The organism is Citrobacter sp. Cpo061, from assembly GCF_030332845.1.
In the GTDB taxonomy this organism is placed as follows: domain Bacteria; phylum Pseudomonadota; class Gammaproteobacteria; order Enterobacterales; family Enterobacteriaceae; genus Citrobacter; species Citrobacter portucalensis.
This window is the reverse complement of the sequence record NZ_JAOWHB010000005.1, coordinates 19487-36597: the sequence shown is the minus strand read 5'-3', so window position 1 is coordinate 36597 and position 17111 is coordinate 19487. Positions and strand designations below refer to the sequence as shown.

The 17111-nt window shown below is 53.0% G+C and carries 12 protein-coding genes and 1 pseudogene; 7 read left to right on the top strand and 6 right to left on the bottom strand.

The genetic code is table 11. The annotated features are described in order from the left end of the window. Positions 1-3: 3 nt before the first annotated feature. From hslV to priA, 4 genes are all read right to left on the bottom strand, one after another. Positions 4-534, bottom strand: a complete 531-nt coding sequence (gene hslV / locus OGX97_RS00155; protein WP_003028805.1) for an ATP-dependent protease subunit HslV — start codon at positions 532-534, stop codon at positions 4-6. Between the two features lie 91 nt (positions 535-625). After that, a complete protein-coding gene (gene ftsN, locus OGX97_RS00150; protein WP_079935063.1) occupies positions 626-1600 on the bottom strand; it encodes a cell division protein FtsN in 975 nt (324 codons plus the stop codon). Positions 1601-1693: 93 nt separating this feature from the next. Next, a complete protein-coding gene (cytR, locus tag OGX97_RS00145; protein ID WP_003825179.1) occupies positions 1694-2719 on the bottom strand; it encodes a DNA-binding transcriptional regulator CytR in 1026 nt (341 codons plus the stop codon). Positions 2720-2875: 156 nt separating this feature from the next. Beyond that, positions 2876-5074: a primosomal protein N' gene (gene priA / locus OGX97_RS00140; RefSeq protein WP_218659644.1), complete on the bottom strand. Its 2199-nt coding sequence runs from the start codon at positions 5072-5074 to the stop codon at positions 2876-2878. A 257-nt stretch (positions 5075-5331) separates the two neighbouring features. Between priA and rpmE the strand changes: the two genes are divergently transcribed. The 3 genes and pseudogenes from rpmE to OGX97_RS00125 all read left to right on the top strand — a co-directional run bounded on the left by rpmE (position 5332) and on the right by OGX97_RS00125 (position 8068). After that, entirely contained in the window at positions 5332-5544 is a 213-nt protein-coding gene (gene rpmE, locus OGX97_RS00135) for a 50S ribosomal protein L31 (RefSeq protein ID WP_008787040.1), read from the top strand. A gap of 340 nt (positions 5545-5884) precedes the next feature. After that, positions 5885-6565: an oligogalacturonate-specific porin KdgM family protein gene (locus tag OGX97_RS00130; RefSeq protein ID WP_003825173.1), complete on the top strand. Its 681-nt coding sequence runs from the start codon at positions 5885-5887 to the stop codon at positions 6563-6565. Positions 6566-6643: 78 nt separating this feature from the next. Next, positions 6644-8068 (top strand): annotated as a pseudogene (locus OGX97_RS00125) (MFS transporter). 58 nt (positions 8069-8126) lie between these two features. Here the strand turns inward: OGX97_RS00125 and metJ are convergent. After that, on the bottom strand, positions 8127-8444 hold the full coding sequence (gene metJ, locus OGX97_RS00120) for a met regulon transcriptional regulator MetJ (protein WP_003825168.1): 318 nt from the start codon (positions 8442-8444) through the stop codon (positions 8127-8129). Positions 8445-8709: 265 nt separating this feature from the next. On the opposite strand from metJ, the gene metB reads away from it, so the two are divergent. The 4 genes from metB to katG all read left to right on the top strand — a co-directional run bounded on the left by metB (position 8710) and on the right by katG (position 15915). Further along, positions 8710-9870 carry a cystathionine gamma-synthase gene (gene metB / locus OGX97_RS00115; protein WP_003028818.1) on the top strand — a complete coding sequence of 387 codons (1161 nt, stop codon included), beginning with the start codon at positions 8710-8712 and terminating at the stop codon, positions 9868-9870. Positions 9871-9872: 2 nt separating this feature from the next. Next, positions 9873-12305, top strand: a complete 2433-nt coding sequence (locus OGX97_RS00110; protein WP_032945630.1) for a bifunctional aspartate kinase/homoserine dehydrogenase II — start codon at positions 9873-9875, stop codon at positions 12303-12305. Positions 12306-12679: 374 nt separating this feature from the next. After that, positions 12680-13567, top strand: a complete 888-nt coding sequence (gene metF, locus OGX97_RS00105; RefSeq protein ID WP_235125909.1) for a methylenetetrahydrofolate reductase — start codon at positions 12680-12682, stop codon at positions 13565-13567. 167 nt (positions 13568-13734) lie between these two features. Continuing rightward, on the top strand, positions 13735-15915 hold the full coding sequence (gene katG, locus OGX97_RS00100) for a catalase/peroxidase HPI (protein ID WP_008787046.1): 2181 nt from the start codon (positions 13735-13737) through the stop codon (positions 15913-15915). 86 nt (positions 15916-16001) lie between these two features. Here the strand turns inward: katG and gldA are convergent, their stop codons facing one another. Beyond that, positions 16002-17105 carry a bifunctional L-1,2-propanediol dehydrogenase/glycerol dehydrogenase gene (gene gldA, locus OGX97_RS00095; protein WP_060683063.1) on the bottom strand — a complete coding sequence of 368 codons (1104 nt, stop codon included), beginning with the start codon at positions 17103-17105 and terminating at the stop codon, positions 16002-16004. Between the last annotated feature and the right edge of the window lie 6 nt (positions 17106-17111).

Here is a 17111-nt window from a genome sequence, read left to right as displayed (position 1 = left end):
TCCTTACGCTTTGGAGTTCAATTCTTCGATGGTATGGAAGTGGTTGGTATAAATGCAGATATCCCCTGCAATATCCAACGCTTTCTCAGCAATCTCGCGTGCGCCAAGCTCGGTATTTTCAAGCAGAGCGCGTGCAGCAGCCTGGGCGTAGGGACCGCCGGAGCCGATAGCAATCAGATCGTTTTCTGGCTGGATGACGTCGCCGTTACCGGTGATGATGAGTGATGCCGTTTCATCTGCGACGGCCAGCAGCGCTTCGAGTTTGCGCAGCATACGGTCGGTACGCCAGTCTTTTGCCAGTTCAACGGCAGCTTTCACCAGGTGACCCTGGTGCATTTCCAGCTTGCGTTCAAACAGTTCAAACAGCGTGAATGCATCCGCAGTACCACCCGCAAAGCCCGCGATGACTTTATCGTTGTACAGACGGCGGACTTTCTTCACGTTGCCTTTCATTACGGTGTTACCCAGTGTGGCCTGACCATCACCGGCGATTACCACATGGCCGTTACGGCGTACGCTTACTATTGTTGTCACGAGCAGACCCCTTGGTTACAAATGCAATGTACAGGCCCCGCACAGTGTACGGGGCGTAATGCAAGTATAGATGGGGGGGATTTTGGGGGTTTCAACCCCCAGTGGAGAGTCGAATGCAGTTTGTGTGACCAGCAACCTTCAGGCGGCTGATGGTGTTGTCGGCATTCTCTTTGCCTTTGACCGGACCAATGACCACACGATTCCAGCCGTTATTGGTGGTAATACGCGAGTTGAACCCTTCAAAGGCCAGCTGCGCGCGCACGGTTTCTGCCTGCTCAGCGCCTTTAAATGACCCGCACTGAACCATCCAGCGGCGTTCATCTTTTTTCTCCGCCGTCTGTTTTGGCGGTTGCGTTTCATTCGTTATTGGCGCGGCCGGTTGCGTTTTCGGCTGAGCGGCGGTGGTATGCGCAGGCGTTTGCAGCAGATCCTGATACGGCTGTTGCGCCGCCGGTTTTGGCTGCGCTTTCGGCTGCTGTACCGGCGCGGCTTGTGCTGTACGCGTTTGCTGCTGCTGATACGGCTGTTCTGTTGCCCGTGGACGCGGCTGCTGAGCCTGCTGCTGTGCGTTATTCCACTGCTGCTGTTGCACCTGACGCTGACGCTGCAGCGTTTGCTGGCGCTGTTCAGGCGTTTGCTCGTTCCACGGTACTTCGTTGAGCTGTGTCGGCTGTTGACGCATATCAGCCTGCATTTGCGCCAATAGCTGGCGCTGCTCATTGGTTAGCTGGTCGGCATTCAGCACCTCGCCGCCCGCAGACGGTTCGGTAGGCGCACGTACGCCAGGCTGACGACTTTCCAGCTCTTTGATGTATCGCCAGCGCTCTTCCGGTTTTGGCGGAATGCCATTACCGGTGACTTTCTGGTTTTGCAGCGTTTCGGACTCTTCTTTCTTGTGATGCGTAATGAAGTACAGACCACCGATAAAGGTCACGAGTACGGCTGCAGCAATAGCAACCATTGCGGGCGATACCGCAGGCGTATTGCGTTGTTTTTTCCGTGATGTGCTCTTCTTGCGCCGCGAAGGTGCCGGTTGGCCGCGACGTACATAATCTCGTTGTGCCACTATCGTTTCGCTGTATTTATTCGTTCGTCAGCCCGCCATGTTACTTAAGCGGCGGGCCTTTGACCAGACAGGGGAGTCCGAAAGCACTTTACTTTACGTCAGTGCCCGGGTAGTACCCCGAATAATAAGCTCGCAGTCCAGTAAACGTGAGCCACTGCTGACGCTCTGCCCTTGTAATTGATCGAGCAGTAACAGCATAGCTTCACGTCCGATATCGAAACGCGGCTGTGCGACGGTTGTCAGGGGTGGATCACAAAATTCCGTGAGCGAAATGTTATCAAAGCCAATAATGGATAAATCATCAGGGACTTTCAGACCCTGACGTTTGGCGTAAGAGAGTGCGCCCAGCGCCATGACGTCGCTGTGACAAAAGACAGCGGTCGGCGGCTGTGGTAGTTCAAGGAGCTGCTTCAACGCATTGGCTCCCGCTTCATAGGTAAAGTCACCGCGCGCGATGAAATGCGGATCGACCGTAATTCCGCTGCGGCGTAATGCCTGAACGTAGCCTTGCAGACGGTAATGGCACAGCGGCATATCTTCGGGGCCGGCGATACAACCAATGCGTTTATGCCCCAGTTCCAGCAGATAATTCATCGCGTTAAAGGCGGCGGTGAGGTTATCAATGTGCACGGTAGGGAGTTCCAGCTCTGGCGCGAACTCGTTCGACATGACCATCGGCGGTAAATTGCGCTGTTCTTCCACGCTGGCATCAAACGGCAGGCGCGAGCTGAGCAGTACCATGCCATCGATCTGCTTGGTGATAATGAGGTTAAGAAACGTCTTTTCCTGCTGATTCTGGTGCGCGCAGTCGCCAATAAGCACCAGGTATCCCTGTTCTGCGGCAGTCACTTCGATGCCACGAATCACTTCGCTAAAAAACGGATCGCAGATATCCGGCACAATCACCAGAATGGTACGTGACTCATTACGCTTAACGTTACGTCCCATTGATTGGGGTAGATATCCCACTTCCAGCGCTGCCTGCTCAACCTTGTTACGGGTTGACTGTGAGACTTTGTCCGGGTTCATTAATGCGCGGGATACGGTTGCCGTTGAGACTTTCGCCTTCAGAGCAACATCTTTCATCGTAGCGGCGGCAACCTGCTTATTCGGTTTCACTCTTTCTCCTCGCCAGAGAGCTGCTGGCACAGACTCGTCCCTGGATAACCTTCATCTGAAACATTTTTATCAGATAGTGAATGGAAGCGGTTACAGAATTTTCATAAAAAGTGTGATGGATCTTTAATTTTACGATCCGCCTCGCATCGTGAGGGGTTATCCCTCGATGGGATCGACATCCAGCACCCATTTAACCTTGCGTGCATCGGGTAGCGTATTGATCAGTGCCAGCGTGCCGCTGACGATATGTTGCAGACGAATTCGTGATGGATGTTGCAACAATATTTGCCAACGATAACGACCACCGCGTTTGGGCGCCAGTGCGGGAACCGGGCCGAGCACCCAGAGTTTGTCATCAGCCAACGGGCTGGCTTGAATGAGATTCCGTAGTTGCTGCAAGAACATTGGTGCATGCTGGTTGTTATGATCTTCTGCCCGCACGATCACATGGCTGGTCCACGGTGGAAGCTGGAGCGTTTGTCGCTCGGCCAGCGCCTGTTCGGCAAACGCGTCATAGCCTTTATACAGCAAGGTTTGCAGCAGCGGATGTTCAGGATGGTGCGTTTGCAGCACCACTTCGCCTTGCTTCCCGGCGCGTCCGGCACGGCCAGAGACCTGCGTATAGAGCTGGGCGAAGCGTTCTGCTGACCGGAAATCTGCGGAGAATAGCGCGCCGTCAACGTCCAGCAGCGCCACCAGAGTGACGTCCGGGAAGTGGTGGCCTTTGGCCAGCATTTGCGTGCCTATAAGAATTCGTGCGCCGCCGCGATGCACTTCTGCCAGATGCTGCTCCAGCGACCCTTTACGGCTGGTGGTGTCGCGATCGATGCGTGAAATTGGCACGCCGGGGAAAAAAGGTGCCAGCGCCTGTTCAAGCTGTTCGGTGCCGAGTCCTACCGGAACCATATGCGTCGAGCCGCAGGAAGGGCACTGACGTGGTATTGGGCGCTGGCTGTCACAGTGGTGGCAACGCAGGTGGTGCTGCGCCTGATGTAGCGTGTAGTAGTGATCGCAACGCGGACATTCGGCAATCCAGCCACAGTCGTGGCAAAGCAGGGCGGGTGCAAAACCGCGACGGTTCAAAAACAGGATCACCTGGTTATCCGCCTGCAGGTGCTGACGCATACGGGCGATTAGCGCAGGGGCGAGTCCGGCCTGCACCTGCTGACCTTTGAGATCCAGCACGTGCTGAGTGGCTGGGCGCGCATTTCCGGCGCGGCGCGTCAGGCGTAGCATGCGATATTTGTTCTGCCGCACGTTACACAGCGTTTCCAGTGCCGGGGTGGCTGAGCCGAGAATAATCGGGATTTGCTCGCTATGGGCGCGGTAAACCGCGAGGTCGCGCGCATGATAGCGCCAGCCTTCCTGCTGTTTATAAGAGCTGTCGTGTTCTTCGTCGATGACAATCACGCCGAGATTTTTAAACGGCGTAAACAGCGAAGAACGCGTGCCGATAACTATCGCCGCCTCGCCATTTTTTGCTTTCAGCCAGGCTGAAAGACGTTCACTGTCGTTTAAACCGGAGTGCAGGACTTCGACCGGCGCATTGAAACGTTCGCGAAAACGGGCAATAGTTTGCGGCGTCAGGCCAATCTCCGGCACCATCACCAGAGCCTGCTTGCCCTGGGCAAGGACGTTTTCCAGAACGCTAAGATAGACCTCTGTTTTGCCTGATCCCGTTACGCCCGCTAATAGCCAGGCGCTAAAACTGTCTGAGGCGCTGTGAATCGCCCCGACGGCGGTGGCCTGCTCGGTGTTCAGCCGCAGACGCTCACCGGAAACCGCGTAGTGCGTACGCCAGTCGCTAAAGCCTGGTGTTTCGCTCGCCAGATCGCACAGCCCTTTTTTCCGCAGAGCCTGTAATGCGGCATCATTAAATTCCAGTTCAGCCACCTGGTCGCGCCAGATTTTCCCCTGGCGTAGCGCAGCCAGCGCCTGTTGCTGCTTGGGAGAACGCTTCAGGTTGTTGAGGTCAATTACCTGGCCTTCTTCAGTGGCAAACCAGTACCACATGGGCGCGTTTGTCGCCGGGCGTCCCTGGCGCAGTAAAATTGGCAGAGCGTGAAACAGTACGTCACCGATGGGATGATGATAATAATCAGCCGCCCACAACAGCAGACGCCAGACAGAGGTCGAGTAGACCGGTTCGCTGTCCAGCACTTCGAGAACGGCTTTCAATTCGCTCCGCGGCAGTTCACTGTGCTCGCTGACGGAAAGGACGATACCCACGCGCTCCTGCTGCTTGCCAAAGGGCACGCGTACACGACACCCGGCTTTGGCACTCAAGCCTTCCGGCAGGAGGTAGTCAAAGGTGCGAGGTAGCGGAACAGGTAAGGCAACGTGCGCAACGGGCATTGAATCATCCTGACTTGAAATCTGGCGGGTTAGTATACACATTAGTGGAGGGTAGAATGCGGATCAGTTTGCATGAGCAGGTTAATTTCTGTATGATTCGCCGCCTTTGATGCAAATTGATTGCGTCAAACAATGACCATTACCCGAGAGTTTCAGGCTGTTGATGCAGCGTGAAAGGTGACGGGGAATAATTAACATCGCGTGGTGTCTGGCGTTAGGGCTGGAAGAGCGACGCGGCCTTAAACCGAGGTTTTCCCATGAAAAAAGATATTCACCCGAAATACGAAGAAATTACTGCAAACTGCTCTTGCGGTAACGTCATGAAAATCCGCTCTACCGTCGGTCACGATCTGAACCTGGACGTGTGCGGTCAGTGCCACCCGTTCTATACTGGCAAGCAGCGTGATGTTGCTACCGGTGGCCGTGTTGATCGCTTCAACAAGCGTTTCAGCATCCCAGGCAGCAAGTAAGTTTCAGCTGTCAGAAAAAAGCGCCTTATGGCGCTTTTTTTGTTTCTGCGCTTCAGAACTGAAATATATATTGATGTATTGAATAATCTATTTTATTAAATAAATAAAACGGTGTTTTATTTTTTTCGATAAAATATTGAAACTGGTGATCTGCGTCCTTTTTATCTTCTGTCTTTTGCCACTTTTACCAGCTCCTGGCAAAATACCAAAGGTTTCTGCTTTCTTTCTAAAATACACTTTTGTGGAAATATAAAATTAATCTAAAAGCCTTTTTGTTTTCCCATTTTATGGACAAAACGAGATGGATTATTTCCGTTGTTGAGTGTGAAGAGGGATTGTCATGAAATTTAAATCTGCGTTATTACTGATTCCATTATTCTCTGCGGCCGCACAGGCGGGTTATGTTGATTACCGACATGAATATTATGACGATGGACGTAATTACGATCGTGTGTATATGTCTCACCGTTTTGCCACGGGTTTTGGTGTGGCAGTAGAAGCCATTTCTCGTTCCGAAAACACGCAGTCAAATGATGCGTGGAATAATATGGAAAGTAACGGCAACGAGTATACCGCAAGCTATCAGTTCACCTGGCAGGGTCTTGTCTGGCAGCCCGGCATTGCAATCGAAACGGGCGATAATATCGCGATTTATAAGCCTTATATCCGCGTACAGTACAACATCAACGACAACTGGTGGACCGCGTTCCGCTATCGTCAGGAGTACATGCGCAGAAACACTGACGGCAAAGATGACCGCATGGTCTATCGTCCGGAAGCCTGGCTTGGTTATAACGTCAATGACTGGATGTTTGAGCTAAATGGTATTTATAAAATTGCCGATAGCGAAGATTTATATAACAACCGGAAAGATGATTATGAATATAACTTCCGCGTGGCGTACAAATTAGGCTCCTGGGTTCCATTTGTTGAGGTTGGCAACGTTTCCTCGGGTTATAACACAACAACGACAGACGATCGTCAGACCCGTTATCGTGTCGGTCTTGGTTATAACTTTTAATCGGTAATAGTTTTCGTATCGGCTGATTACGTCGATAAGCATAGTTTGTGTGAATAATATGTCTAAGGAGTTGACATCATGTCTAATGATGGAACTATTATCGGAAATAATGAAACCACTGCCGTCAGGCCTTTCGGAATTAGAGATAAAATTGGTTATTTATGTGGTGACCTCGGAACCTGTTTTATTCTTGGCTTAGTTAATAGTTTTTTAATGATTTATTACACTAACGTCCTCGGTATTTCCGGCGTTATTGTTGGCTCACTCTATTTTGTGACCAAACTCTTTGATGCGTTCGTTGATGTTGGTGTAGGGCGCTTATGCGATACCTCTAAACTGACGGTACATGGACGTTTCAACCCGTGGGTGCGTCGCATGAAGTATCCATTTTGCATCATTGCGGTTGTCCTGTTCCTGCCGTTTGTGAATGATTTTTCTTATACGGCGAAAATCATCTACATCTGCTGCTCCTATTTCATTTACGGTTCGCTGTTATCTACCGTGAGTATTCCGTACGGTGCTATGTCTGCGGCGATTAGCTCGAATCCTGAAGATCGTGTATCGCTTTCAACCTGGCGTAGCGTTGGGTCAGCAATTGGCGGTGGGGCAACTGGCTTTTTCATTCCAATCCTGATGTACACCACCCTGGTGGATGGAAGCCAGGTGATTTCCGGGCAACACTTCTTCTGGATTTCCATTGGTTGCGCAGTGCTGGGCTTGATCTTTTTATCCTTGACCTGTCATTTAACGACGGAGCGCGTGCGCGTGGAGAGAAAAGAGAGCATGCCCGTTTCGGTGTTGCTGAAGGGACTGGCACGCAATAAGGCGCTGATTGTTTTAGTGGTTGTGGATTTGCTGATTGTAATTAATCAGGGGTTGTCCGGTACCAACATGACTTACCTGTTTAATGACTATTTCCACAATAAAGAGGCGATGTCAGTCGCGTTGCTGTTTACCTTTGGTTCCCTGGTTTTGCTGGCGCCATAGGCATCCTGGCTCACGAAGCGGTTTGGTAAAAAAGAAGCCAGCGTAGGCGCGTTGCTTTTTGCCGTGGTCATGTATGTGATTATGTACTTTGTCCACATTACGGATGCAAAGGTCTATCTGGTTTTCTTGTTCCTGGCGACGCTGGGTGCAGGGTTATTCAACCTGATGATTTGGGCGTTTATGACTGATGTTTGTGACTACCATCAGTATGTCACTGGCGATCGCGAGGATGGCACGGTTTATGGTGTGAACTTCTTTGCGCGCAAGGTTGGTCAGGCATGCGCAGGGGCGATTGGTGGCTTTATGTTGGCTATCATTGGCTATCAATCATCGTCAACAGGTGGTGCAGTGCAAACCAGCATTGTGCAGGAAAATATTTATACGATGGCGAATCTCTTGCCGGCGCTATGCCTGTTTTTGGCGGCGGTCATTCTGATTTATTTCTATCCATTGAACCGTACGGAAACGCTCAAAATGGAAGAAACATTGAATAAACTCAATGGTATTAGTAAGTAACACTGTGAGAAAAGGCGGGAGCATTCCCGCCTCTACACGCTCATTGCTGTTCTAACTATCAGTATTCCCACGTTTCCGGGTTGATACCCAGTTCACGCATGATTACCTTTGCTTCTTCCGGGATTTCATCACTGCGTTCTTTACGCAGGTCGTCATCGTTGGGTAAGGGTTGCCCAGTAAAAGCATGCAGAAACGCTTCACACAGCAGTTCGCTGTTGGTGGCGTGGCGCAGGTTGTTCACCTGACGACGCGTGCGTTCATCGGTAAGGATTTTTAACACCTTCAGAGGAATGGAAACCGTAATTTTTTTGACTTGCTCACTCTTCTTACCGTGCTCAGCGTATGGGCTGATATATTCGCCGCTCCATTCAGCCATGAGATACCTAATCCTCTTCGTCATTAATATTGAGGCCAGAACCTGAGCCCGGACCATAATTGCGCGTAGTTTATCGTAGTGGCGTGGCCCTGACACGAAGTAAGCCGACGCAGATGTACGCTAATGCATATAATTTTAACGGCTATTTCCAGTTTGCTCAATCTATACGCAAAGAAGTTTAGATGTCCAGATGTATTGACGGCTATCGTAACTATGATTACTCTGGTGTCTGACTTTTCACCGACTCAGCCAGGATCTCCTCAATATGACGCGTAAACAGGCCACCATCGCAGTGCGTAGCGGGTTAAATGACGACGAACAGTACGGTTGCGTTGTCCCGCCGATTCACCTCTCCAGCACCTATAACTTTACCGGATTTAATGAACCTCGCGCCCATGACTATTCGCGTCGCGGCAACCCAACGCGCGATGTTGTTCAGCGTGCGCTGGCGGAACTGGAAGGCGGTGCAGGTGCTGTGCTGACCAATACTGGCATGTCGGCGATTCATTTGGTGACCACGGTCTTCCTCAAGCCTGGCGATCTGCTGGTCGCACCGCATGACTGCTACGGCGGGAGCTACCGACTGTTTGACAGTCTGGCAAAGCGTGGCTGTTACCGGGTCCTGTTTGTCGATCAAGGAGATGAGCAGGCATTACAGGCCGCATTGGCAGAAAAACCGAAACTGGTGCTGGTAGAAAGCCCAAGCAACCCGCTGCTGCGCGTGGTGGATATTGCGAAAATCTGTCAGCTGGCGCGTGAAGCTGGCGCGGTCAGCGTGGTCGACAACACTTTTTTAAGCCCGGCACTGCAAAATCCACTGGCATTGGGCGCCGATCTGGTGTTGCATTCATGCACGAAATATTTAAACGGTCACTCAGACGTGGTGGCTGGTGTTGTGATAGCGAAAGATCCGGAAACGGTCACTGAACTGGCATGGTGGGCGAATAATATTGGTGTGACCGGCGGCGCGTTTGATAGTTATCTGCTGTTGCGCGGCCTGCGTACTCTGTCTCCTCGAATGGAGGTGGCGCAACGTAATGCTCAGGCGATAGTCGATTATCTGCAAACTCAGCCGCTGGTGAAAAAATTGTATCACCCGTCATTGCCGGATAATCAGGGCCATGAGATTGCCGCGCGTCAGCAAAAAGGCTTTGGCGCGATGTTAAGTTTTGAACTGGATGGTGATGAGCAAACGCTGCGCCGCTTCCTTGGCGGGTTGTCATTGTTTACGCTGGCGGAATCGTTAGGGGGTGTTGAAAGTCTGATCTCCCACGCCGCAACCATGACACACGCGGGCATGGCGCCAGAAGCGCGTGCTGCTGCCGGAATTTCCGAAACGCTGCTGCGTATCTCCACCGGTATTGAAGATGGCGAAGATTTAATTGCCGACCTGGAAAATGGCTTCCGGGCTGCAAACAAGGGGTAAACATGAGTGTGATTGCGCAGGCAGGGGCGAAGGGTCGTCAACTGCACAAATTTGGTGGTAGTAGTCTGGCTGATGTGAAATGTTATCTGCGTGTCGCAGGCATTATGGCGGAGTACTCGCAGCCTGATGACATGATGGTTGTTTCAGCCGCAGGCAGTACCACTAACCAGTTGATTAGCTGGCTGAAATTAAGCCAGACCGATCGCCTTTCTGCGCATCAGGTTCAACAGGCGTTACGTCGCTATCAGAGCGAGCTTATCAGCGGTTTGTTACCGCCTGATATAGCGGATGGACTAATTGGTGCGTTTATTCACGATCTGGAGCGTCTGGCTGGATTACTCGACAGTGGCGTGAACGATGCCGTCTATGCTGAGGTTGTTGGGCATGGTGAGGTATGGTCCGCGCGTTTGATGTCTGCGGTCCTTAACCAACAGGGGCTGGAGTCAGCCTGGCTGGATGCGCGCGATTTTTTACGTGCTGAACGCGGTGCCCAGCCGCAGGTAGATGAAGGTCTTTCTTACCCGCTGCTACAGCAACTGCTGGCGCAGCATCCGGGTAAACGGCTGGTGGTTACCGGCTTTATTAGCCGCAGCAATTGCGGTGAAACGGTCCTGCTGGGGCGTAACGGCTCCGACTACTCGGCGACGCAGGTTGGCGCGCTGGCGGGCGTTTCTCGCGTAACTATCTGGAGCGATGTCGCCGGGGTTTACAGCGCGGATCCGCGTAAAGTAAAAGACGCCTGTTTGCTGCCGCTGCTGCGTCTGGATGAAGCCAGCGAGCTGGCGCGTCTGGCGGCACCGGTTCTCCATGCCCGTACCTTACAGCCGGTTTCCGGTAGCGATATCGATCTCCAACTGCGTTGTAGCTATACGCCGGAGCAGGGTTCAACGCGCATTGAACGCGTACTGGCCTCCGGTACCGGGGCGCGTATTGTGACCAGTCATGATGACGTCTGCCTGATTGAGTTTTTGGTTCCGACTGGCCAGGACTTTAAGCTGGCTTATAAAGAGATTGATCAGGTTTTAAAACGTACCCAGGTGCGTCCGCTGGCAGTGGGTGTGCATCCTGACCGCCAACTGCTGCAATTTTGCTATACCTCCGAAGTCGCTGATGGCGCACTGAAAATTCTGGATGAAGCTGGTCTGCCAGGCGAGCTGCGTTTGCGCCAGGGGCTGGCGCTGGTGGCGATGGTCGGGGCGGGCGTCACCCGTAATCCGCTGCACTGCCACCGTTTTTGGCAACAGTTGAAAGGTCAGCCGGTTGAATTCACCTGGCAATCGGAAGAGGGTATCAGCCTGGTCGCGGTACTGCGTACTGGGCCAACAGAGAGCCTGATTCAGGGTCTGCATCAGTCAATTTTCCGCGCGGAAAAACGCATTGGTCTGGTGCTTTTCGGCAAAGGCAACATCGGCTCACGATGGCTGGAGCTGTTCGCTCGCGAGCAGAGCACGCTCTCGGCGCGCACCGGATTAGAGTTTGTGCTGGCGGGTGTGGTTGATAGCCGTCGTAGTCTGCTGAATTACGAAGGGCTGGATGCCAGCCGCGCGTTAGCTTTCTTTGATGACGAGGCAGTAGAGCAGGATGAAGAGTCTCTATTCCTGTGGATGCGTGCTCACCCGTATGATGATTTAGTGGTGCTGGACGTTACTGCCAGCGAGCAACTTGCGGATCAGTATCTGGATTTTGCCAGCCATGGTTTCCACGTTATCAGCGCCAACAAACTGGCGGGGGCGAGCAGCAGTCATAATTATCGCCAAATTCATGACGCTTTTGAAAAAACCGGTCGCCACTGGCTGTATAACGCCACCGTGGGAGCAGGTTTGCCGATCAATCATACCGTGCGCGATCTGATTGATAGCGGAGATACCATTCTGTCGATCAGCGGGATCTTCTCCGGTACGTTGTCGTGGTTGTTCCTGCAATTTGATGGCACGGTCCCGTTCACCGATCTGGTGGATCAGGCGTGGCAACAGGGGCTGACTGAACCCGATCCGCGCGTAGATCTTTCCGGCAAAGATGTGATGCGTAAGCTGGTGATTCTGGCGCGTGAAGCAGGTTACGACATCGAACCGGACCAGGTTCGCGTGGAATCGCTGGTGCCTGCGCATTGTGAAGAAGGCTCTATTGACCATTTCTTTGAGAATGGTGATGAGCTGAACGAGCAGATGGTGCAGCGTCTGGAAGCGGCGCGTGAAATGGGGCTGGTGCTACGCTATGTGGCGCGTTTTGATGCTAACGGTAAAGCGCGCGTTGGTGTTGAAGCGGTTCGTCCTGAACACCCGCTGGCGGCGCTGCTGCCGTGCGATAACGTATTCGCCATTGAAAGCCGCTGGTATCGCGATAACCCGCTGGTGATCCGTGGACCGGGCGCAGGTCGTGACGTCACCGCCGGCGCTATTCAGTCAGACATCAACCGTCTGGCGCAGCTGCTGTAGTTTTTGTTGCCGGATGATCCGGCCGACGGTTCGTTTGTGACCCAGGCCGGATAAAATACGTCAACAGCCATCTGCATAATCACTTCAACGCTCTCATCCTGCGTTAAACCTACCCGTATTGCGTCTTACCCGCGCTCTGGCCAGAGGCGAGTCTGTCACCGCTCTCGTTAACGGCTGGCAGACGGTCATGCCACAATTCCCCATCATTTCAGGCTGATGTGAATTTTTTTCACGTTGGCTGAGTATTCCTCACCTTTAACGATGATTTTTGTGTTGACGCCAGCGTGCTTTTCCGTCATTTTTACATCTAGACGTCTAAACGTATAGCAGTTCACAACACAACATATAACGACAAAAGATTGATGAGGTAAGGTATGAGCTTTTTTCACGCCAACCAGCGGGAAGCCCTGAATCAGAGCCTGGCGGAAGTACAGGGTCAGATTAACGTTTCGTTTGAGTTTTTCCCGCCGCGCACCAGTGAAATGGAGCAAACCCTGTGGAACTCCATCGATCGCCTGAGCAGCCTGAAGCCGAAGTTTGTTTCAGTCACCTACGGTGCAAACTCTGGTGAGCGCGACCGTACGCACAGCATTATTAAAGGCATTAAGGATCGCACTGGTCTTGAAGCAGCTCCGCACCTGACCTGTATTGATGCTAGCCGCGATGAGCTGCGCACCATTGCTCAGGACTACTGGAATAACGGTATTCGTCATATTGTTGCTCTGCGCGGTGACTTGCCGCCGGGAAGCGGTAAACCGGATATGTATGCCTCTGACCTGGTGACTCTGCTGAAAGACGTTGCGGACTTTGATATCTCCGTTGCGGCTTATCCGGAAGTACACCCAGAAGCGAAGAGCGCTCAGGCCGATTTGCTGAACCTGAAGCGTAAGGTTGATGCTGGTGCAAACCGCGCCATTACTCAGTTTTTCTTCGATGTGGAAAGCTATCTGCGCTTTCGCGATCGCTGCGTGTCTGCGGGAATCGATGTGGAAATTATTCCGGGTATCCTGCCAGTCTCCAACTTTAAACAGGCGAAAAAATTTGCCGATATGACCAATGTTCGTATCCCCTCCTGGATGTCGACCATGTTTGATGGTCTGGATGACGATGCGGAAACCCGCAAGCTGGTAGGTGCAAACATCGCTATGGACATGGTGAAAATCCTCAGTCGCGAAGGGGTGAAAGATTTTCACTTCTATACCCTTAACCGTGCCGAGATGAGCTACGCAATTTGTCACACGCTGGGAGTAAGACCAGCATAATTAGTGCCTCAGCCCTCTTCGGAGGGTTTTTTATTGATCATTTTGATCTACATCTCTGTAACTTTAAATATAAAAGGAATGAGCTATCGAATCTGTGGGTTTTTTCGACTATATCTTATCTCTGGTGGTGTATATCGTAGTCAGAACACTGTAAAGGGAGCATATAGATGAGCATGTCCGACGATAGCCAAAACGCATCAACTGCCGGTAAGTGTCCTTTTCATCAGGGCGGGCCGGATCACAGCGCGGGTGCAGGAAGAAATAACCGCGACTGGTGGCCTAATCAACTCCGCGTTGATCTTTTAAACCAACATTCCAATCGTTCGAACCCGCTGGGTGAGGACTTCGACTACCGCAAAGAATTTAGCAAACTTGATTACTCTGCCCTGAAAGGGGATCTCAGAGCCCTTCTGTCCGAATCTCAACCGTGGTGGCCTGCTGACTGGGGCTCTTATGCCGGTTTGTTTATCCGCATGGCATGGCACGGTGCTGGGACCTATCGTTCCATCGATGGACGCGGTGGCGCGGGTCGCGGACAGCAGCGTTTTGCACCACTGAACTCCTGGCCAGACAACGTCAGCCTGGATAAAGCGCGTCGTCTGCTGTGGCCAATCAAGCAGAAATATGGCCAGAAAATTTCCTGGGCTGACCTGTTTATCCTTGCGGGTAACGTGGCGCTGGAAAACTCAGGCTTCCGCACTTTCGGCTTCGGTGCCGGTCGTGAAGACGTCTGGGAACCGGATCTCGACGTAAACTGGGGTGATGAAAAAGCCTGGTTGACCCACCGTCATCCGGAAGAACTGGCAAAAGCGCCGCTGGGCGCAACCGAAATGGGTCTTATCTATGTGAACCCGGAAGGGCCGGACCATAGCGGCGAACCGCTCTCTGCGGCCGCGGCTATTCGCGCTACCTTCGGTAACATGGGTATGAACGACGAAGAAACCGTAGCGCTGATTGGCGGCGGTCATACGTTGGGCAAAACTCACGGTGCTGCACCGGCTTCGCACGTAGGCGCCGATCCAGAATCCGCACCAATTGAAGCGCAGGGCCTGGGCTGGGCCAGCAGCTACGGCAGCGGCGCGGGTGCAGACGCAATTACTTCCGGTCTGGAAGTGGTCTGGACGCAGACGCCGACCCAATGGAGCAACTATTTCTTCGAGAACCTGTTCAAATATGAATGGGTACAAACCCGCAGTCCGGCAGGTGCGATTCAATTTGAAGCGGTTGACGCACCGGAAATTATCCCCGATCCGTTCGATCCGTCGAAAAAACGTAAGCCAACAATGTTGGTTACCGACCTGACGCTGCGTTTCGATCCTGAATTCGAGAAGATCTCCCGTCGTTTCCTGAACGATCCGCAGGCCTTCAACGAAGCATTTGCCCGCGCATGGTTTAAGCTGACGCACCGTGATATGGGGCCAAAAGCACGTTACATCGGACCGGAAGTGCCAAAAGAAGATCTGATTTGGCAAGACCCGCTGCCGCATGCGTTCTTTAACCCAAGCGAAGAAGATATCCTGAAACTGAAGGCGACCATTGCCGCTTCCGGGTTGTCCGTGGGCGAACTGGTATCGGTAGCGTGGGCTTCGGCATCAACGTTCCGCGGTGGGGATAAACGTGGCGGCGCTAACGGTGCGCGTCTGGCGCTGGACCCACAGCGTGGCTGGGATGTGAATGCTACCGCGGCACGCGTACTGCCTGTGCTGGAAGGCATTTATAAGTCAGCCCATACCGCTTCGTTAGCCGATATTATCGTGCTGGCCGGTGTTGTCGGTATAGAGCAGGCGGCTAGCGCTGCGGGTGTCAGCATTAAAGTACCTTTTGCGCCGGGCCGCGTGGATGCGCGTCAGGACCAAACGGATATTGAGATGTTTGAACTGCTTGAGCCGATCGCCGATGGCTTCCGTAACTACCGCTCCCGTCCTGACGTATCGACCACCGAGTCGTTGCTGATTGATAAAGCGCAGCAGCTGACGCTGACCGCACCGGAAATGACCGTGCTGGTGGGCGGTATGCGCGTACTGGGCACCAACTTCGACGGCAGCCAGCATGGCGTCTTTACCGATCGTCCTGGCGTGCTCAGCACTGACTTCTTCGTCAATCTGCTGGATATGCGCCATGAGTGGAAGGCGGTTGATGAGTCAAAAGAGCTGTTCGAAGGTCGTGACCGTCTGAGCGGTGAAGTAAAATACACGGCAACCCGCGCCGATCTGGTGTTCGGTTCTAACTCCGTACTGCGCGCAGTGGCTGAAGTTTATGCCTGCAGCGATGCTCACGAGAAGTTCGTGAGAGATTTCGTTGCCGCATGGGTGAAAGTGATGAACCTGGATCGTTTCGATCTGCTGTAACAGATAATGCCGGATGTCGCTTGTGCGTATCCGGCATAGTATGAATAAAAAAATCCCCGCGAGTGCGGGGATTTTCTGTTTGCAGGTTATTCCCACTCTTGCAGGTAACGTTGACCGTACTGGTCAGCCACCAGCAGGGCGGCATACACCTGGTCCGGCGTTGCGCCGCCAGGCATGTTGTGGATGGTTTCGCCTTCTGCACAGGCTGCCTCAGCCACAATGCGCATTTTCGCCTGAATATCCTGTTTGATGTCCAGTTGCGCCAGGGTAATCGGCAGGCCAACGGAATGGCACAGCGCGGCAACGGTTTCAATTTCATCAACTGGCGCGTTTTCCAGCACCAGCTGCGTCAGCGTACCAAACGCCACTTTCTCGCCGTGATAGTAGTGATGCGCATCCGGGATTGCGGTCAGACCGTTATGAATGGCGTGAGCCGCTGCCAGACCACCGCTTTCAAAACCGACGCCACTCAGATAGGTGTTGGCTTCAATAACACGTTCCAGTGCTGGTGTCACCACGTGCTGCTCGGCTGCCAGCATCGCTTTTTCGCCTTCTTCGATCAGCGTATTAAAGCACAGCTCTGCCAGCGCCAGCGCCGCCTGAGTACACTGACCGCCCGCCATGGTGGTTGCGCCGCTGCGTGAACAAGCACGCGCTTCGAACCAGGTTGCCAGCGCATCGCCAATACCCGCAGCTAACAGACGCGCCGGTGCGCCCGCGACAATTTTGGTATCCACAATGACCCTGTCCGGGTTGTTGGGCAGCAGCAGATAGCGATCGAATTCACCGGCATCGGTGTAAATGACGGACAGCGCGCTGCACGGCGCATCGGTAGAGGCGATGGTTGGGGCAATGGCGACAGGCACGCCCATAAAGTGCGCCAGCGCTTTGGCGGTATCCAGCGTTTTACCGCCGCCAATACCAAGTACTGCGCCACACTGCGCTTTTTCCGCTACGCCGCGCAGACGGTCGATTTCGTTTTGTGAACATTCGCCGCCAAACGGTGCAATTTCCAGCGCCAGTCCGGCATCCTGGAAGCTTTTTTCCAGTGCGCCCTGGGCAAAGCCTAAGACAAACTTGTCCCCAACGACCAGCCAGCGTTCTGCCAGTGGTTTGAGGTAGCTACCAAGACGGGTAATAACATCGGCACCCTGGATGTACTTACCAGGTGATTGAATAATGCGATCCATACTTTA